The 15,655-nt window shown below is 51.1% G+C and carries 19 protein-coding genes, 1 tRNA gene and 1 pseudogene; 9 read left to right on the forward strand and 12 right to left on the reverse strand.

The annotated features are described in order from the left end of the window. Positions 1–12 precede the first annotated feature (12 nt). Positions 13–1,062, reverse strand: a complete 1,050-nt coding sequence (queA, locus tag MA884_RS12765) for a tRNA preQ1(34) S-adenosylmethionine ribosyltransferase-isomerase QueA (protein ID WP_256230866.1) — start codon at positions 1,060–1,062, stop codon at positions 13–15. A gap of 108 nt (positions 1,063–1,170) precedes the next feature. On the opposite strand from queA, the gene MA884_RS12770 reads away from it, so the two are divergent. From MA884_RS12770 to MA884_RS12780, 3 genes are all read left to right on the forward strand, one after another. Then, a tRNA-Leu gene (locus MA884_RS12770) sits at positions 1,171–1,255 on the forward strand. 440 nt (positions 1,256–1,695) lie between these two features. Next, positions 1,696–2,025, forward strand: a complete 330-nt coding sequence (locus MA884_RS12775; RefSeq protein ID WP_256230867.1) for a hypothetical protein — start codon at positions 1,696–1,698, stop codon at positions 2,023–2,025. Positions 2,026–2,262: 237 nt separating this feature from the next. Next, the gene (locus MA884_RS12780; RefSeq protein ID WP_256230868.1) at positions 2,263–3,756 is read left to right on the forward strand and encodes an SIR2 family protein; all 1,494 of its coding nucleotides are present in this window, start codon (positions 2,263–2,265) and stop codon (positions 3,754–3,756) included. A 213-nt stretch (positions 3,757–3,969) separates the two neighbouring features. Here MA884_RS12780 and MA884_RS12785 read toward each other — a convergent pair whose 3' ends face one another. The 6 genes from MA884_RS12785 to MA884_RS12810 all read right to left on the reverse strand — a co-directional run bounded on the left by MA884_RS12785 (position 3,970) and on the right by MA884_RS12810 (position 8,812). Continuing rightward, positions 3,970–4,440 (reverse strand): NUDIX hydrolase, encoded by a 471-nt coding sequence (locus MA884_RS12785; protein WP_256230869.1) that lies wholly within the window; start codon positions 4,438–4,440, stop codon positions 3,970–3,972. Between the two features lie 25 nt (positions 4,441–4,465). After that, positions 4,466–5,116, reverse strand: a complete 651-nt coding sequence (locus MA884_RS12790) for a hypothetical protein (protein WP_256230870.1) — start codon at positions 5,114–5,116, stop codon at positions 4,466–4,468. After that, positions 5,116–6,798 (reverse strand): adenylosuccinate synthetase, encoded by a 1,683-nt coding sequence (locus tag MA884_RS12795; protein WP_256230871.1) that lies wholly within the window; start codon positions 6,796–6,798, stop codon positions 5,116–5,118. The genes MA884_RS12790 and MA884_RS12795 overlap by 1 nt, the downstream gene beginning before the upstream one ends. A gap of 3 nt (positions 6,799–6,801) precedes the next feature. Continuing rightward, the gene (locus MA884_RS12800; RefSeq protein WP_256230872.1) at positions 6,802–7,341 is read right to left on the reverse strand and encodes an AAA family ATPase; all 540 of its coding nucleotides are present in this window, start codon (positions 7,339–7,341) and stop codon (positions 6,802–6,804) included. A gap of 162 nt (positions 7,342–7,503) precedes the next feature. Then, positions 7,504–8,235 (reverse strand): DUF1353 domain-containing protein, encoded by a 732-nt coding sequence (locus tag MA884_RS12805; protein ID WP_256230873.1) that lies wholly within the window; start codon positions 8,233–8,235, stop codon positions 7,504–7,506. A gap of 217 nt (positions 8,236–8,452) precedes the next feature. Next, on the reverse strand, positions 8,453–8,812 hold the full coding sequence (locus MA884_RS12810) for a DUF6124 family protein (protein ID WP_256230874.1): 360 nt from the start codon (positions 8,810–8,812) through the stop codon (positions 8,453–8,455). A gap of 495 nt (positions 8,813–9,307) precedes the next feature. On the opposite strand from MA884_RS12810, the gene MA884_RS12815 reads away from it, so the two are divergent. The 5 genes from MA884_RS12815 to MA884_RS12835 all read left to right on the forward strand — a co-directional run bounded on the left by MA884_RS12815 (position 9,308) and on the right by MA884_RS12835 (position 11,971). After that, entirely contained in the window at positions 9,308–10,504 is a 1,197-nt protein-coding gene (locus MA884_RS12815) for an S-type pyocin domain-containing protein (protein WP_256230875.1), read from the forward strand. A gap of 13 nt (positions 10,505–10,517) precedes the next feature. Then, the gene (locus MA884_RS12820; protein WP_256230876.1) at positions 10,518–10,766 is read left to right on the forward strand and encodes a pyocin S6 family toxin immunity protein; all 249 of its coding nucleotides are present in this window, start codon (positions 10,518–10,520) and stop codon (positions 10,764–10,766) included. 29 nt (positions 10,767–10,795) lie between these two features. Beyond that, the gene (locus tag MA884_RS12825) at positions 10,796–11,050 is read left to right on the forward strand and encodes a colicin E3-like toxin immunity protein (protein WP_256230877.1); all 255 of its coding nucleotides are present in this window, start codon (positions 10,796–10,798) and stop codon (positions 11,048–11,050) included. A gap of 350 nt (positions 11,051–11,400) precedes the next feature. Beyond that, positions 11,401–11,703: a pyocin S6 family toxin immunity protein gene (locus MA884_RS12830; RefSeq protein WP_256230878.1), complete on the forward strand. Its 303-nt coding sequence runs from the start codon at positions 11,401–11,403 to the stop codon at positions 11,701–11,703. 13 nt (positions 11,704–11,716) lie between these two features. Beyond that, the gene (locus MA884_RS12835) at positions 11,717–11,971 is read left to right on the forward strand and encodes a colicin E3-like toxin immunity protein (protein WP_256230879.1); all 255 of its coding nucleotides are present in this window, start codon (positions 11,717–11,719) and stop codon (positions 11,969–11,971) included. A gap of 37 nt (positions 11,972–12,008) precedes the next feature. Here MA884_RS12835 and MA884_RS12840 read toward each other — a convergent pair whose 3' ends face one another. From MA884_RS12840 to MA884_RS12860, 5 genes are all read right to left on the reverse strand, one after another. Further along, complete coding sequence (locus MA884_RS12840; protein ID WP_256230880.1) at positions 12,009–12,242, reverse strand: hypothetical protein; 234 nt, start codon at positions 12,240–12,242, stop codon at positions 12,009–12,011. Then, positions 12,235–12,729: a hypothetical protein gene (locus MA884_RS12845; RefSeq protein ID WP_256230881.1), complete on the reverse strand. Its 495-nt coding sequence runs from the start codon at positions 12,727–12,729 to the stop codon at positions 12,235–12,237. The genes MA884_RS12840 and MA884_RS12845 overlap by 8 nt, the downstream gene beginning before the upstream one ends. Positions 12,730–12,908: 179 nt before the next feature. Continuing rightward, positions 12,909–13,604 carry a hypothetical protein gene (locus MA884_RS12850; RefSeq protein ID WP_256230882.1) on the reverse strand — a complete coding sequence of 232 codons (696 nt, stop codon included), beginning with the start codon at positions 13,602–13,604 and terminating at the stop codon, positions 12,909–12,911. A 61-nt stretch (positions 13,605–13,665) separates the two neighbouring features. Continuing rightward, complete coding sequence (locus MA884_RS12855) at positions 13,666–14,151, reverse strand: DUF3592 domain-containing protein (protein WP_256230883.1); 486 nt, start codon at positions 14,149–14,151, stop codon at positions 13,666–13,668. Between the two features lie 235 nt (positions 14,152–14,386). Further along, entirely contained in the window at positions 14,387–14,743 is a 357-nt protein-coding gene (locus tag MA884_RS12860; protein WP_256230884.1) for a phosphotyrosine protein phosphatase, read from the reverse strand. 417 nt (positions 14,744–15,160) lie between these two features. Here MA884_RS12860 and MA884_RS12870 point away from each other — a divergent pair. Next, a pseudogene (locus tag MA884_RS12870) lies at positions 15,161–15,412 on the forward strand (transposase); the annotation flags it as partial. Positions 15,413–15,655 lie beyond the last annotated feature (243 nt).

Consider the following 15,655-nt stretch of genomic DNA (forward strand, 5'->3'; position numbering starts at 1 on the left):
GACAGGTGCGACTCATACTGTTTCCTCGGGTCCGCGTGGCGCGGGGTTACGGGTGATGAACATCGCATCACCGTAGCTGAAAAAGCGGTATCCATGCTCGACAGCGGCCTTGTAGGCGGCCATGGCTTCGGGATAACCGGCGAATGCCGAAACCAGCATCAACAGCGTGGATTCAGGCAAATGAAAATTGGTCACCAGGGCATCGACCACATGAAAGGGCCGGCCCGGGTAGATAAAGATGTCGGTGTCGCCACTGAACGGCTTGAGCACACCATCGCGCGCAGCGCTTTCCAGAGACCGCACGCTGGTGGTCCCCACCGCCACCACCCGCCCACCGCGCGCACGACAGGCCGCCACGGCATCGACCACCGCCTGGCTGACTTCCAGCCATTCGTTGTGCATGTGATGGTCTTCGATACGCTCGACCCGCACCGGCTGGAACGTGCCGGCGCCGACGTGCAGCGTCACGAACGCCGTCTCCACGCCCTTGGCGGCAATCGCCTCCAGCAACGGCTGATCAAAATGCAGCCCCGCCGTCGGCGCCGCCACCGCCCCCAAGCGCTCGGCGTACACAGTCTGATAACGCTCGCGGTCCGAACCTTCATCGGGGCGGTCTATATAAGGAGGCAACGGCATGTGCCCGACACGGTCGAGCAGCGGCAACACCTCTTCGGCAAACGCCAGCTCGAACAACGCCTCATGCCGCGCCACCATCACCGCCTCGCCGCCGCCGTCGATCAAAATCGACGAACCCGGCTTGGGCGACTTGCTCGACCGCACATGGGCCAGCACACGGTGACTGTCCAGCACCCGCTCCACCAGAATCTCCAGCTTGCCGCCGGAGGCTTTCTGGCCAAACAAACGCGCCGGAATCACCCGGGTATTGTTGAACACCATCAAATCGCCCGGGCGCAAATGCTCAAGCAAATCAGTGAATTGACGGTGAGCCATGGCACCGCTGACCCCGTCCAGGGTCAACAGTCGACTGGCGCGACGCTCCGCCAGAGGGTGGCGAGCGATCAGCGAATCAGGGAGTTCGAAGGTAAAGTCAGCAACACGCATGATGGGGTTCGTCTAGCAGGGCCGGAAAGTCTAGCGGAATTATCAAAAATTCACCATGAAACGTGATTGACCAACGGTAGGCACCTCTCTATACTTCGCCGCCATTGAGCCCTGATGGCGGAATTGGTAGACGCGGCGGATTCAAAATCCGTTTTCGAAAGGAGTGGGAGTTCGAGTCTCCCTCGGGGCACCATCTTAAAGAAAGACCTTGAAATTCAAGGTCTTTTTTTTCGCCTGCAGGAAAGTGGTTTTCTGCGGGTAATGCAGAGCTCAGCCAGTTCCCTACCCGCTTTTGTGGTGAGGGGATCTATCCCCACTGCCCTATGTGGTGAAGGGATTCATTCCCCCTTGTGGCGAGGGGATTTATCCCCGCTGGGCCGCGAAGCGGCCCCAAAATACCCAAACCCATGGCGAGGAAGAACCAGTGGCAAGGAAGAACCTGGGAGCAAGGAAGAACCAGTGGTAGAGAAGAACCGGTGGTGGGGGAAAAACCTGTGGCGAGGGAGCTTGCTCCCGCTTGAGCGCGAAGCGCTCACAAAAAAGTCACTACCCTCACCGATACCCCGAGCAGCCAAATCCAAAACATTAACCATCACCCCACCCTCCCCACCCAGTCACAAAGGATTTCACCCCATGGAATTGCTACTGGAAACGGTCGCTCTTTACTCGCTCAAGCTGGCTTATGAAACGGAAGGCCACAGCCCGATTCTGCGGGATGATCCATTGATGGGCAGTTGCGACCGTGAGGTTTTTGAGTTGTTGATACGGCGGGGCGATGTGGCTGGGATTCACGGCGAAATCGGTCGATGCCTGAATTTAGCGTTGGAGGCGATTGGTAGGATGGATGCTGTCCTGGGGCGGGAGCTGGGGCGGTTGGCTGCGGAGTTTGGTGCTGCGGAGACGGTGGAGGGGCTTTATGCTCCGGCTATCATTCTGAGGGACTACCTGCGGGATGTTCTTTGAGCAGGACATAACACATAAATCGGGTCGACCGATCAGTTACCCAGGCCGCTCTCCCACAGATGTGCAGTGAATGGGACAGACGCTACAAAAGCTCTATCCTCGTTTGCCATAGCGAGCCACGGCAGTCACGTAACCCAGCTTAGGACAACCTGCTACGATGGAAACCGCCAAAGGCTCCAAACCACTACGACTATAATTACGACCAAGAACAAAAGCACAACTAGGGAAGTTCTTAAAATGAATATCGATGAATTCATAGGAAAATATAGAAACCACCCCATTTTATTTGTCGGCACGGGAATGAGCCTGAGATACCTTGACAAGTCATACACATGGGACGGTCTACTTAAGAAAATCTCTTACGATCTAAAAGGAAACGATGAATTCTATTACGATATAAAAGCTGCATCAGAGACTGACGGAGAATTCAAGTACGAAAAAATAGCGAGCACTCTCGAAAGCACCTTCAATTTAGAAGTAGCGTCTAACCGAGCAGGACCGCTAGGCTTTGTAAACGATATTTTCTACAGAAACATGCAGAACAATATAAGCATAAGCCGTATGAAAATATATATAGCGAGCTTATTGAGCAGCGTTACGATAAAAGCAGGTTACGCCGAAGAGTTAGGAGCATTCAAGCGCGCGAGTAAAAATATCGGCTCAATCATAACCACTAACTACGACAATTTTCTAGAGGATTTTTTTGATTTTTCGCCTTTAATTGGCAACGACATTTTGTTGAGCAACCCCTATGGATCAGTTTATAAAATCCATGGCTGTGTAAAACATCCGACAAAAATCATTATCAGCGAAGCTGATTACAGCTCATTTTTTGGCAGATACGAGCTAATCAGGGCCCAACTCCTATCGCTATTCATTCACAATCCGATTATTTTTATCGGGTACAGTGTTAGCGACGAAAACATAAAAGCCCTGTTAAAAACCATCTTCACCTACGTAAAACCCAACTCAGACTACGCAAAAAAAATCCGAGAAAATTTCCTGTTAGTCGAATACGAAGAGAACTCAAACTCAACAGAAATCACTGAGCATGACATAGATCTCGAAGGTTTTTCAACCATAAGAATCAACAAGATAAAAACCGATAACTTCGGAGCCATATATGAAGCAATCTCCAGACTAAATTTACCCATTACAGCAATGGATGTTAGAAGAGTCCAAAATATAGTTAAAGAAATTTATGCTGGCGGAGAAATAAAAGTCACAATCACAGAGGACCTCGACTCCCTTAGGAACAGCGACAAAATTTTAGCCATCGGCTCATCAAAAACGATTCAGTATCAATATTTTACCGTATCAGAGATGATAACTAATTATTTTAAAATAATGGAGGAATCTAATTATCAAATACTGGAACTCATCAACAAACAAAAAATCCAAGCCAGCCAATTTTTTCCAATCCACGGATTCGCAAAAGTATGCACAACCCTTAAAGATGAGGAAAAGCTAAAAGAACAACAAAAAACAAAGATTAACGGAATCATTGAAAGCATAAAAGACAGAATAAAAACAAACCATAACAGCGTACAAAAAATACTAGACGATGAAAACATTGCCAACAGCAACAAATTCAACTCAATAATATGGTCAGCATACAATAAAAAGCTTCCGATCGAGGAACTAGAATCATTCATAAAAACCTACGAAGATAGAACCACCACCGAATACAAGCGCTTACTTTGCGTATACGACCTACTTAAACATGGATAACAATCTAAAACCCACACCAAAGTCACCCTCAATGGTTATAAAGAGAAAAAAAGATAGATTTATTTTCCAACCAAATATAATAAATCTATCCCCCCCCCTTTTAAGAGTTACTTTTAACGCTCGCAAATAACCGACAAGATTACTTCGACTTGCGAAAAATCGATATAGCTGAGGTCATGCTCTTAGGGGATGGTGTAACGAAATGATTGCTCTCTAGTCAGATTGATCAGATGTCATGAGCATAGCTCGCGCAAACAAAATCAGCAGATCCGGCGGCAGAATCTCTTCTGTGCTAGCCATTAACTCATTTTCTGACCACCACTTTATCTCACATACAGCTTCTCGCTCCTGAGCGCTCCAACTTGCAGTCGAACAAATTTCGTTGCCTGCGTGTACCACATAATAATTTTCGACCGCAACTACATGTTCCCCATCAGGCATTTGCCAGATGAACTCTTTTCGTGCAATACAGCGACCAACGGACTGAACGTCGAGGCCAGTCTCCTCGTAAAGCTCACGCACTGCCGCCGCCTCAAAAGTCTCATCACCTCGCAGCCCACCACCTGGTGTGGCCCAGTAGCTTCTCCCCGCCAAGGCGCCGGTCCTGTAATGGATCTTGAAAAGCAACAGTCGGCGAGAGGAACTGACAAGCAAAATTCGTGAGGCTGAACGTCGTCGCGGCATAACTCCCCCGTTGGGTAGACGAGTGCTAACCAATGACTCCCAACACTTCACTCCCCCTCATACGCCGAACTTCCACCACATAGTCAGTGATGTTGGGGACGGAATAATCGACAACCAGCTCGACAACATTTTTGACCGGTTTGCCCGAACGCTTCACAGGATAATCTGCGATTCTACGAAATATCTCAGTGTCACGACGATGCGGAATTGGCCATGTGTTACCCGAGTTCATATGGCACAACCATATTTTTTCAGCATAGGCGGGGATGAATTCCGCCGAGTTCAACGTCAGAACATCATGTTCGAGCGTGCGGTAATCACGGGCACCAAGCAGACGATGCAGCCTTTCCTCCGCGACCCAGAAAAAGACCTTGTCGTTGATCAGTTCGTACCATTGCCGCGGTGTTGTCCCGTTGGTTAGAGCCTGTAACAATCGCTTTTCTGGCATCGGCTTTTGATCGCGAAGCACTATGTTCGAGGTGTGGCCTGCCCTCACATCCATTTTCTGATCACGGTGCTCGCTTTCAAACCGAGCGCGCTCGCCATCAGCTACATCTAGATGATCAAGGACTGCAGTCGTGCTCATCAGCCCACGTTGTTGAATACTTTCCCACGTTCCGCGTTCAGCCATGTGGTAGATACGAGGATAAAGCTCGATCAGCTTTTCTAAATTCATCAGTCTCTCCTGCCAGACCGTGCAGTCCAATTGCGTCGATCGATCAAAGATCGCAGATCAGTTGCATTTGCATCTCTGGCAAACCTGGTGTTTATCAGTGACACAGGGGCTTGGGAGACGCGCTCCAGCTCCTCCACGAATTTGATCGTGTCTGGGTGGAGCTGCTCGAACCTATGCGCCTTACTGTTCGTGGACTTAAGGTAGTCCGCAAATGTCAGAACGATGTCGGTGGGCGCATTGAGCGCGCATGCTCTCCGAAATTGATCCCATTCGAACCAGCCGACCCGTCTGTTGCGACCGGTGGTGGACGTCTTCTCAGCAGCGTTTAACGCCTCAGCATCAAGACCAGCGAATTCAGCAATCTCGTCAAAGGTGGTGGGAAGCTTGAGCGTTCCAGACGTGTGCCCCTGGTCTCCGTCAGGATCGCCAACACGAATTGGCATCGGTCGAATGACCATAAGAATTTTGCGTATCCTGCTGGGCGATATTCCAGCCTCCGCGATGCACCCTGCAACGTTGGTGTCCCTGGAAGTCACATGAGGATAATCACCATGGAAAATACTCAACCCGCTACCTTGGGTGCCCTCCAATAGAATTGAATGGCCGTTGTGGTAAGACTCTTCCAACCTATCTGATGTGGAGCCGTGATAATTTCCAAGAGTACCAACATACGGACGCAACTCATCGACGTCCCGGGCAAGCCTAATCGTTGCCTCACCCCTACTCAAAATACGCCTTGCAGCCGCAGCTCCACTCCCGCTTCCAGTGGACGCGATTGTTGAAACCAGATGCCTCTTCTCCGTCTGAATGTCTTCATCTTCGATAATGGTGGCTTGAGGATCGATGAATAGCCGGTCTACGCCGATACCGCACTCCTCGATTTCCTTCAGAAGCCCCTGCAATCGGATAGTCATGCCTGGACCGAGAAGCAGTCGCGCGGTCACATCACGCGCCCCTGACGGCAGATGGTGATAAGTGTAGGGACCTGCTGAACTGGCCACGGTATGTCCAGCGTTTGGCCCTCCCACACGAACCATGACGTCGTATTCTCGAGCTAGGTAGGAAACTATATTGCCTTTACCCTCGCTTCCGTACTGCCCTCCAATGAGGACATCCACACATCTAATTTCAGGTGGAGTAAAAAGATGCAAGCGAGCGGCTACCCGAACCAACGTATCTTTAGAATCCGAGCGCTCGGTGTATATCCGAACGTCCGCATCTTCCTTAAGCGCGTGGATTTCCTCCAACTCCTTCAGTTGATTGATCTCGTCATAAGGAACAGGATCGGTTTCGCCTTTTACTCTTTTTTCGTAACGCTCGTGCAGAGTCTTGTCACTCGCGTAAAGGTGGACATGAACTAAGTTTGCCCCGAAGGCTTCTCGAAACTGCAGAACCTGTTTCAACGTAGCCAGATGATCTACGACTAACGGCCGGTCATCCTTCTGAGCAGCACATATCTCCTTTGTTTCGACGAGCATCCATTGAGCATGCTGGGTTTCGTCTAGTTCTCTTCGGCGATCCATCAGTGGTGGCTGAGCCATGCTGAGATTCCACTCTGCATTTTGAGAGGCTCGACGATCGCGAACCACAACGAAGTTAAAGTCCTTTTCCAACAAATGAGCCAATTCGCTTTTGCCGCTACATGTCTTTCCTGTGATCACCACGATCTGTCGAGTTTCCATTCACTACTCCTCCCAAAACTTTACTATCTGCCGTGCGACTTCAAAGACGGTAAATGCTCCAGTATCGAAGACTTTGTCCGCTATATTTCCTAGCGAACGTGCACTGACCTCATTGGGGTGTCGCACATTTTCGTGATATTCCGCGAGATGATTAGGGCCGCGCTCAGCGTACCTCTGCCGCAAAACGGACTCAGGCGCGTCTATATGTGCGTGCATCACGGCCCCCGCAAAGTGGAGCTTGAAAAGCTCCACCTGCCTTGACTTGCGCACAGCGTCCAACAACCAGTTATCGACATCCGGCTGGGCGTCAATTGCCGGTCTGGCGATTGAGTCGATGAGCCATGAAAAGTCAGTTGACCTATCCAGACTGTCGCCGAGTTCCTGAAGCTTGTGGCGGTCAGGCACTTCGCCTTGGCTAATCAACTGTACGCGCAAAAAAGAACCACTACTGATTGAAAAATAACCAAAGTGTTCTTGAAGAACTGCGGAAACCGACGTCTTACCGCCGGCCATAGGGCCACTTAAGAGAAGTAATCGCTTCATGTTTATGACGTATCCCTGTCTGGAATGCTTGATACCAAATGAAGCGTAGCTTGGCTGTACAAAAATTATTTTTCACCGAAGCTAGCGCATCACCACACTCCCTTAAGCTTGTGGTTCAGGAATTTTAATTCTTATCGTACTTATTCGTTATCTCACCGCTGATCACTTTTCCACTGTTGCCGACAGCATCTCAATTTCTGACAAACTCAAATTCTTTTCTTTTATCTCGCGCGACATCTGCTCGAACGCTTCTACGGAGAAATCAGGCTGTAACTCGCGCACCTCAACGACAGCACCAACTACCTCCTGGCGCTGTTCCGTTTCAAAAAGACCAGTTGATACTGTTCTATCGATCACGCGCCCCTCATCTAGAAGCACAGCATGTTTTCCTGGTGGAAGACCAGCATTGATCTCATCAAGGGAGTACGAAACTAATTTTAGATTGGTACGTGGCAATAGAATTCGCGTTGGCTCTGCCCACCGAGGGCCAAAGTGGTAAACCGCCGCATACATTATTTTTGAGGTCGTAGCATCCACACCGGCTGCTCTCATCGCAGTGTAAAAGGCCAGATGCGTTTCCTTCCAGCTTCGTGTCTTTTCAACACAAGCCACATCATGAATTATCGCAGCCTTACGGTATTGGCCATCATATGGGCCGCCAACAACGGACCAGGCAATTTTGGGGATCGAAGCACCATCTGAGATAGTATTTTTCGGTGCGATCCAGAAGCGTCTTTGAGGGCTTGGCCCCGTGTAGGTGAAATCCCTTAATAACCTAGCGTCATGCTTGGTCGATAGAAACTCCACCTCCAAAGGGTCGGAGAAGCTACCCCAATCGTCTGCAACTGCCTGAGTAGCAAGCGCTAAACCGATCAGCATTAGAACTATTTTCATGACTGCTCCATTTAACTATATCTGGACGTACTGGCGACCTGCCCTCATGAAAGCAAAATGATATTAGTTCAGGTACACGGATTGGCAAGGCGCGCTTCGTATTTTCTTAACTGGGGGGATGTCACGTTTGTTAGAAGCAGCACCGAACTCGATGCCGCTTCCAGGCTCTCACGGAGTTTTTAGAGGTCTTTCACGCGGGAAATCATCTTGGGACTCCCTACCTCACTTCAACGATATCCAAAGCCCGATTCGCCAACAGCTCACTCACCTCAATCACCTGCAAAATCCCCAACGCAACATGCCGTCGCGACCCATCCAGATCAAACGCCAAATCACTGATCATGGCATTCGCCGAAGCCAGGTTCTCACTCAGATTCGCAAGCAAACACTCAGAATCCACCCCCGGATCAATCCGTAAAATGGAATCGGACTTGTCAGACGCTTCGCCCTTAGGCTTGGGTTTCAGATAGTAATCCAGGGCACGAGAGGCCGCGTCGTCGAGTTTTTTGTTGCGGGCAGACTGGGCACGGGACGTGGGTTCATCTGTAACTGGAGGATTCGGTGTAATTTTGACCATAGCCTTAGCTCTCTTTGGTTGAGGCTACTTCCCGTTCGCGACTAAACGATTGGGAGGCAGCTGTACGCAGGTTAGTCGACCGACGAGCTAAGGAATCGGCGCGCCCGAGGGCGCCCTGCGCACAGCCACCATTGAGTGCAGGGATGGGGATACCTGACTGATGGACGCTTGAGCGACTTAGCAACGACGGGCGACTAAACCCGATCACTGATGAGCAGTGACAGGTCCCAAACTACCGACGCAACCCAAGGCGAACAAGCCGGCGGATTCTGGCGTAGTTGTAGGTAAAGGCGCAAGGCGAGGTCGGCTGGCGAGTTGCGGGCGCCCAATGTCTGACAGCCCGATCTGACGCTTCAGATTGTTCCGAGCCTCAAATAGCCAGCCCTACCTGTATTGAGGAAACCAGAACAACCACTTCAAGAAACCTCCTACATCGCGCCCCTCTCTTCCCGCGTTAGCGTCTGTCCTGCATTTTTTCCGGACGAGACTCACTACGTGGCGACACGCAAAAAAGACATCCCCCAGGTCCGAAACCCGCCCAGCGGCGATGGGCATCACGTCACTTATCGGGACATGACCGCCAGCGAACTGGCCGAGCGCGAAACCCGGCAGCGGGCTTATGAAGCCATGCTTGCCCGGCAAGCTGCCCATGAACAAGCGCGCTGGACCGCGGTGGATAACAAGCCGTTGTCCACCGCTACCGGATGCGTGTTTGCCAAGAGCTGCAAGCTCCCTAACGGCATCATCGATTACAGCAACCCCAGCGGCTACGTGCCGGCAGATCTGGTCAAGCAGTACGGCGATCTCATGTGGCTCGGCGGCCGGAGCGCCGACCCGTCCGGCGCGATCCCCCTCGAGCGGATCGGCGCTGGCGCGGTTCCCGTTACCTTGGGCAGGCTCGCGCTGGGCGGTTCGGCAACTTCCGCGGCTGCCGCTGCCGGCGGCACAGTCGGTGCCGCCCTGCTGACCGGGATCGTCGCCCTGCTCTGGCCGTCCAATCTGGGCGACAGCGCGCTCTACAGCGAAGACCAGCTACGCGACCTCAAGCAGGCCCGCAGTCGCATGCGCTTGAGCGTCGAGCAGCAGGCCGACGGCAGTCTCAAGGGGTATGGCTTCTATACCGGCCAGCATCCCGATTGGGAAATGGTTGATGTTGTTCAGTTCACGTCGCGAGCCGATCAGTTCATCGCCGACCTGGGTGATGGCATCGAACTGATTTGGACGCCGGCTACCAATCCGGCTGACACCCTTGGCATTCCCGCTCTGGAAGCCGCGCCCCAGGCACCGCCTATTTGGATCTACCCGCCGACGCCGATGGCCGACAGCATCATCGTCGACCCGATCTATCCGCCGGAGTACAGGGATTTCATTCTGGTGTTTCCGGCGGATTCGGGGGTTCGGCCGGTTTATGTGGTTTTGAGTGTTCCGGGGGATCATAAGTACTACGAAACTCCAAAACTGCTACCGGCCTTCCCCGATGCCGTCAAGGTAAAATCAAAGTCCTCCGTACAAGGCGGGGGCAAAAAAAGAAGACGTTGGGTCGATCGGAAGGGTCGTATTTATGAATGGGACTCCAAAAGTAATGCCGTAGAAAAGTACGACAAGCTAGGAAGCCATTTGGGCGAATACGACCACTTAACAGGTCGCCAAACAAAACCTGCCAAACCCGGCAGAACAACCCCACGACAATAAAAGAGGGAATACCATGCCTTGCTTCTCCATAACAGGTTTTTACCCAGATGACAAAAAGGACGATTCATTACAGTTTGAGATTTATATAGAGGACACCGAACAAAAAGAAGCGCTGGCGCAAATAACTGAAGCTAAACCCTTCAACGAAATTGAACCAGGAGAACTGGAGATAACAGAAGAACAGCTCAGCAAAATAGAAAAAATTCTAGATATAAAATTTCCTGACGGGCTGGAGTATTACATTGGAACTTGCGCCGACTAGCCCTCAACAGAAACAGGGAGCAAAACCGAATGGGACTAAAATTAAGACTTGATTGGTACGACAAAAAAACCGAGCTGGGTGAAGGCAAGGAATATTCGAACGACATGGGAGATGATGTATCGGTAATCTCGGCGTTAAATCTGGAAAGCGAACCAGAAATTTATGACGGGGGCTTTGATGTGCGCGCCGAATGGATATCTATCATCCAGCCCTTCTTCGGGCATTCAATCGACCCAGAAAAATTCGATTATCAAATTTCATTTCGGTACCGAGATAATTGGTAAAAAACAACTAGTCACCTCCCATAAAAACGTTTGTACATGGCGACGACGTAAAGCGTTGAAGATGAGAGGATCTTAAAGTCGAGTTTTATTAATGAACTCACGACACGGCACTCTAGGATAGGACCTTGAAATATAGAATAATGGGCGTAATAGACGGTGACGACTTTGCCTCATACGAAAACACGCTCGGCATCGACACTCAGGCTCTAGCAAAAACAATGAACTGGACCAAAGAAGAAAGCCATTTCTACGACTACGCATTGAACACATCTCAAATTGAAGCATTGGAAGACGCGTATTCAATAGACTTACCGCGAAACCTGTTGCTTTATTTAACCAGCAGCAACTAATTGACAAAAAACATCAATAAGAAAAATACCGTGCGTTACTTTTCAATAACAGGCTTCTATCCAGACGACAAGAAAGACGACTCACTGCAATTCGAGACTCGCATAAAAAACGCCGAGCAACACGAAGCGCTAGCCCAGATAACTGAAGCAAAACCATTCAACGCTGTTGAACCAGGAGAGCCTCAGATAACAGAAGAGCAACTCAAAAAAATAGAAAAAACTCCCAATATGAAATTCCCTGCCGACTGGAATATTTCATCGAGACTCGCGCCTACTAACCCTCAACAAAAACCAGATCAATAGCTGAACGAGTAAAATGGGACTAAAACTAAGACTTGAATGGTATAACAAGCAAACCGAATCCTACGAGGGAGAAGAGTACTCCGAAGACTTGGGTGACGACGGCTCTGTCATTGAAGCCCTAGGAATTCCAGTCAAAAACAATATAAACAACGGAGGGTTTGATGTTCCCCATGGATGGGTAACAACCCTCCAACCTTACTTTCAGCATTCAATTGATTGGCCCACCTACATCTATCAGGTCTCCTTCGACTATCGAGACATCTGGTAGCCACGGAGCGAGTGCTCAATAAAAGAGGAATGCAAATTCACGCCATATACCGGGCCCGGCTAAAAAACAGTGCCGCTCCGATGCCAATAGCACTGGTTGAGGCGATACCCAGATCAAAACCCGAGATGAAAGACGGCAGTGTAAAAATGCTCGCAAACCCCAGGGCAACCAGGGCGATGCCTAGCCATTTCCTGAGGCCGTAGGATTTCATATAGAAAAACAACAGCAGGAACACTGCGTATGCCAAGGCGTAAAGGCCAAATTCATTCATAGTCTTCGCCGCCTTGAGCCTTGATGATCATAGAGGAAGTGGAGTGTTGCGGACCTATGCCACCGCTGACCTGTGCATCCAAGCTTACGATGACATCACCGGCGTGATAGGTAGGCAATTTGCCCAACGTGAACTCGCGGACAGCCCATCCCACAGGGATGACCGCACCGGGCATGAACTTGCCGGCCGCTGCGGCGAAAACCCCGCTGGTGAGGTTGGCGATACTCATTCGTTGGGTGTTGAGTAAGTCACCCTGCTGCCGGGTCAAGGGTTGGGAAATCCCGACCATCATTTGGCAGGGTAAATCCTTGGCGAGCATTTTGTCGTAGAGCTCCACCACCCGGTTGCTCACTTCATAGTGGGCGACCTTCGCTTCACCAAAATGCAGTGTTCTGAGACTACCCCGTTCATCGGCTGACAGGGTGAAGCGCGATACGCTGAAGATAATTCCATGGCTGCCAGAAAACTGTCCGTTTTCAAACTTCAATGCTCGCATCCTTATCGAGTCTGGGAAGACGGGGAGTTTGTCTTAGCTGATGGGCGTTTCGCAAATGGTACCGACTAAGCGCCGCTGGTCAATTTGCTCAAGACAATCTTGTTCCTCCCCCACCGCCTTGATGCGCGCCTGCCCCGATGCCCCTGCAGCACTCCGGTTTGCCTATGCTGTTATTGCTTCAGGTCTTCAATCAGCTTACCTACAGCCAAATCAGACACCCGGGAAAAAGCCGCACGCGCTGCTTCGGGATCGGTGGCGTACTGCTCAGGGGTGTAAGCGAGGGTGTTGCTTTCATTGAATGCCGAAATGGTATTGAAGTTGCGCCAAACCGAGGTGCCGCTGCGTTTCATGGAGCCGTTGACGCCAATGACTGGGTAAAGCACAGAGCTGTAGTTTTTCAGGCTAAGCCCCCACTGCATGACCATGATTTCAACGTCTGCGTCCGCGCTCTCGCCTTGCGCCACGATGGTGAACAGCCCTTCTTGCTTGATGCGCCTCTCGAAGCTTTCACGCACCAGTTTGCCCACATCGATACCGTGGGCTTGCATGTTGTTCAGAATCGCTTGGGAAATATCCGCCGTCGCGCCATCGGCCGCCTTGGTGCCCACGACCGAGCCGGCGCCCGTCAACGCGCTTGTGCCAGCGCTCGATGCTCCGGCCAACATGCCAGTCGCTGCACCTGCTCCAGCACCCAGGCCTGCACCCCACGCCTGAGTCATGCTCGTGTATTTGAAGTTTTCTACCGCAAAGTACACGGGAAGGATCTTGATCGTTTTGATCTGGTGGCGGTCTTCGACACTCAAAGACTTGGTTACGCACCCGGAAAGCAGGACGACCGAAAGCAACGCGAGAATCAACTTTTTCATGGGTGGGGAAACCGATTACCTGGATGAATGAGGGCTCTGGGCGCCATGACTGACAACCGTTTCAATAGAAGCGGTCTTCTTCCTTCATGCGATAAATGCGACCGAACGTTCTGAAGGAAATCCACAGGAACACCAATGTCAGCAGTACACCGCCAGTCATGACAAAAAAACCGGAGCGATAGGTGTGTAGCTCGGTGGCGATACTGCTGATTTGAGGGAACCAACGTGAGTACAGCAGCGGAACGTCTCCACCTACCTCGTACTGATCGTGTTCGTTATAGCGTTGGTCCGGGTATTCGTCTTCATGGACTTGTTGATCGCTATCGAGATATCGGTAGCGAATTATCATGCCGTTTTCATTCATCAGAATGCTTTCAAGTTGCGTCACGGTGCCTTTTACCTCGACGGCACTCCATTGAATTGCTCCATAAATGATCCCTGAGTGTTTTGCCAAGGACGCCAAAAACAGGAGTATCAAGCAGGCAACGGTCAGCAGCACTATTCGGTTATACAGATTATCTTTTTCGGCTTCGCGTGGGTAAAACATGCTCCGGTCCTTCGGTGATTTTCTTCCGCAAACCTATCGGCGCCCGGTCCGATAACTTAAATCTCTCCAGCACTTCCCCCCTCATTGACTGACGTTTTACCGAGGCTGGGGGACCTGCGGTTTTTTCGGGGAACCACTCCTTCTCGACAACGCTCGCGTGGCAGCGTCAGATAAATCTACCCTCGTTGACTCGAACATCAGGGCCATGAAGAAAACACCAGTTTCCCTGGGAAAGCTATCTATCTGTGCCGCCAGAAGGATCAACCAAAGTTGCTAGGTAGAACGTCACGCTACCTACGAGCAAGTCCACCAGTTCTGGATCCATGTAACGGTAATCATCGGGAATATCCAGAACATGAAGCCGCTTGTGCTCAAGCAGCCGAGAGTACTCTGCCCGGAGACGATGCTCGTGCTTGCGCTCCATCACAAAGATGACATCGGCCCAACGGATATCCGCTGGGCCGATAGGCTTGCGTGCGTTCGGGCTAGTGCCCGCCGAACGAGCGCCGAAACCAGGACGACGGCGCCAGATCGCTTCCGCCGTAGGGCTACGCCATTGGTTGCGGCTGCAGACGAACAGAAGGTTAGTCACTCTCGATCCAACAATTGGCGAGTGGTTCGGATGGGATAGCTCATGCCGAGTTGGCGTGCCCTCTGCAGTTTGTCGGCGCGGGTATATATCAGCTTCCAGTTCTTTTCTGGCCTGACGTCCTGCGGGCGAACCGCTTCGTGCCTACCATGTTTACGGGACTTTACGCGTCTCCAGCTACGGGTTCTTTCCATGGTCATTTCCTCGTGAGTACCCGGTTCAGCAGCCGCGGTAATACGAGGTGGGAGGTATGGTAAGCATTAATCGGGGAGGTGGCTAGACGCTGTAGTAGCCGCCGCACATAACGATTAGATTACGTTCTCGACTATCCCTTCTAGGTCTACCTACGAAACCACTGCTCGTTCCGTGCGCCGGAGCCTCCTCGAACTCTGCGTAAACGTGGTCTGTCCCCCGCCCTTCTTTTTCGTTTTCCCGCCAGCGATCCGAAAAGTGATCTACACGACCAACGCAATCGAGGGCATCAACGCTCAGCTACGAAAGATCATCAAGACCCGCGGCCACTTCCCGACCGATGATGCGGCAACGAAACTAATCTGGCTTGGGTTGCGCAATATTACGGCAAACTGGAGCTCAGCGGCCCACGATTGGAAGAGTGCGATGAATCAATTCGCGATTCTGTACGGAGATCGATTTATCAGGCCGACCTGGTAAAAGCACGGCCTGCCTGGGGCAGGCCGTTACCGGCCCGCACACAAAAAATCTGACAGTCCCTTTTTCGTCGTTCTGCGCCTGTCACGCTTTACTTTCTAAAAAACCTAACCGTTTGTCGCTACTGTCAACTCTTACAGTTACCGTCTAAACAATACAGACGCTATAAAATACTGGCAGTACAGGTTTCTTCATTCCGACATGGAAGGTAAATAGTATGTCCAACATTCGAATCACTAGCATCGT

The sequence above is a fragment of the Pseudomonas sp. Q11 genome (assembly GCF_024494355.1).
In the GTDB taxonomy this organism is placed as follows: Bacteria; Pseudomonadota; Gammaproteobacteria; order Pseudomonadales; family Pseudomonadaceae; genus Aquipseudomonas; species Aquipseudomonas hefeiensis.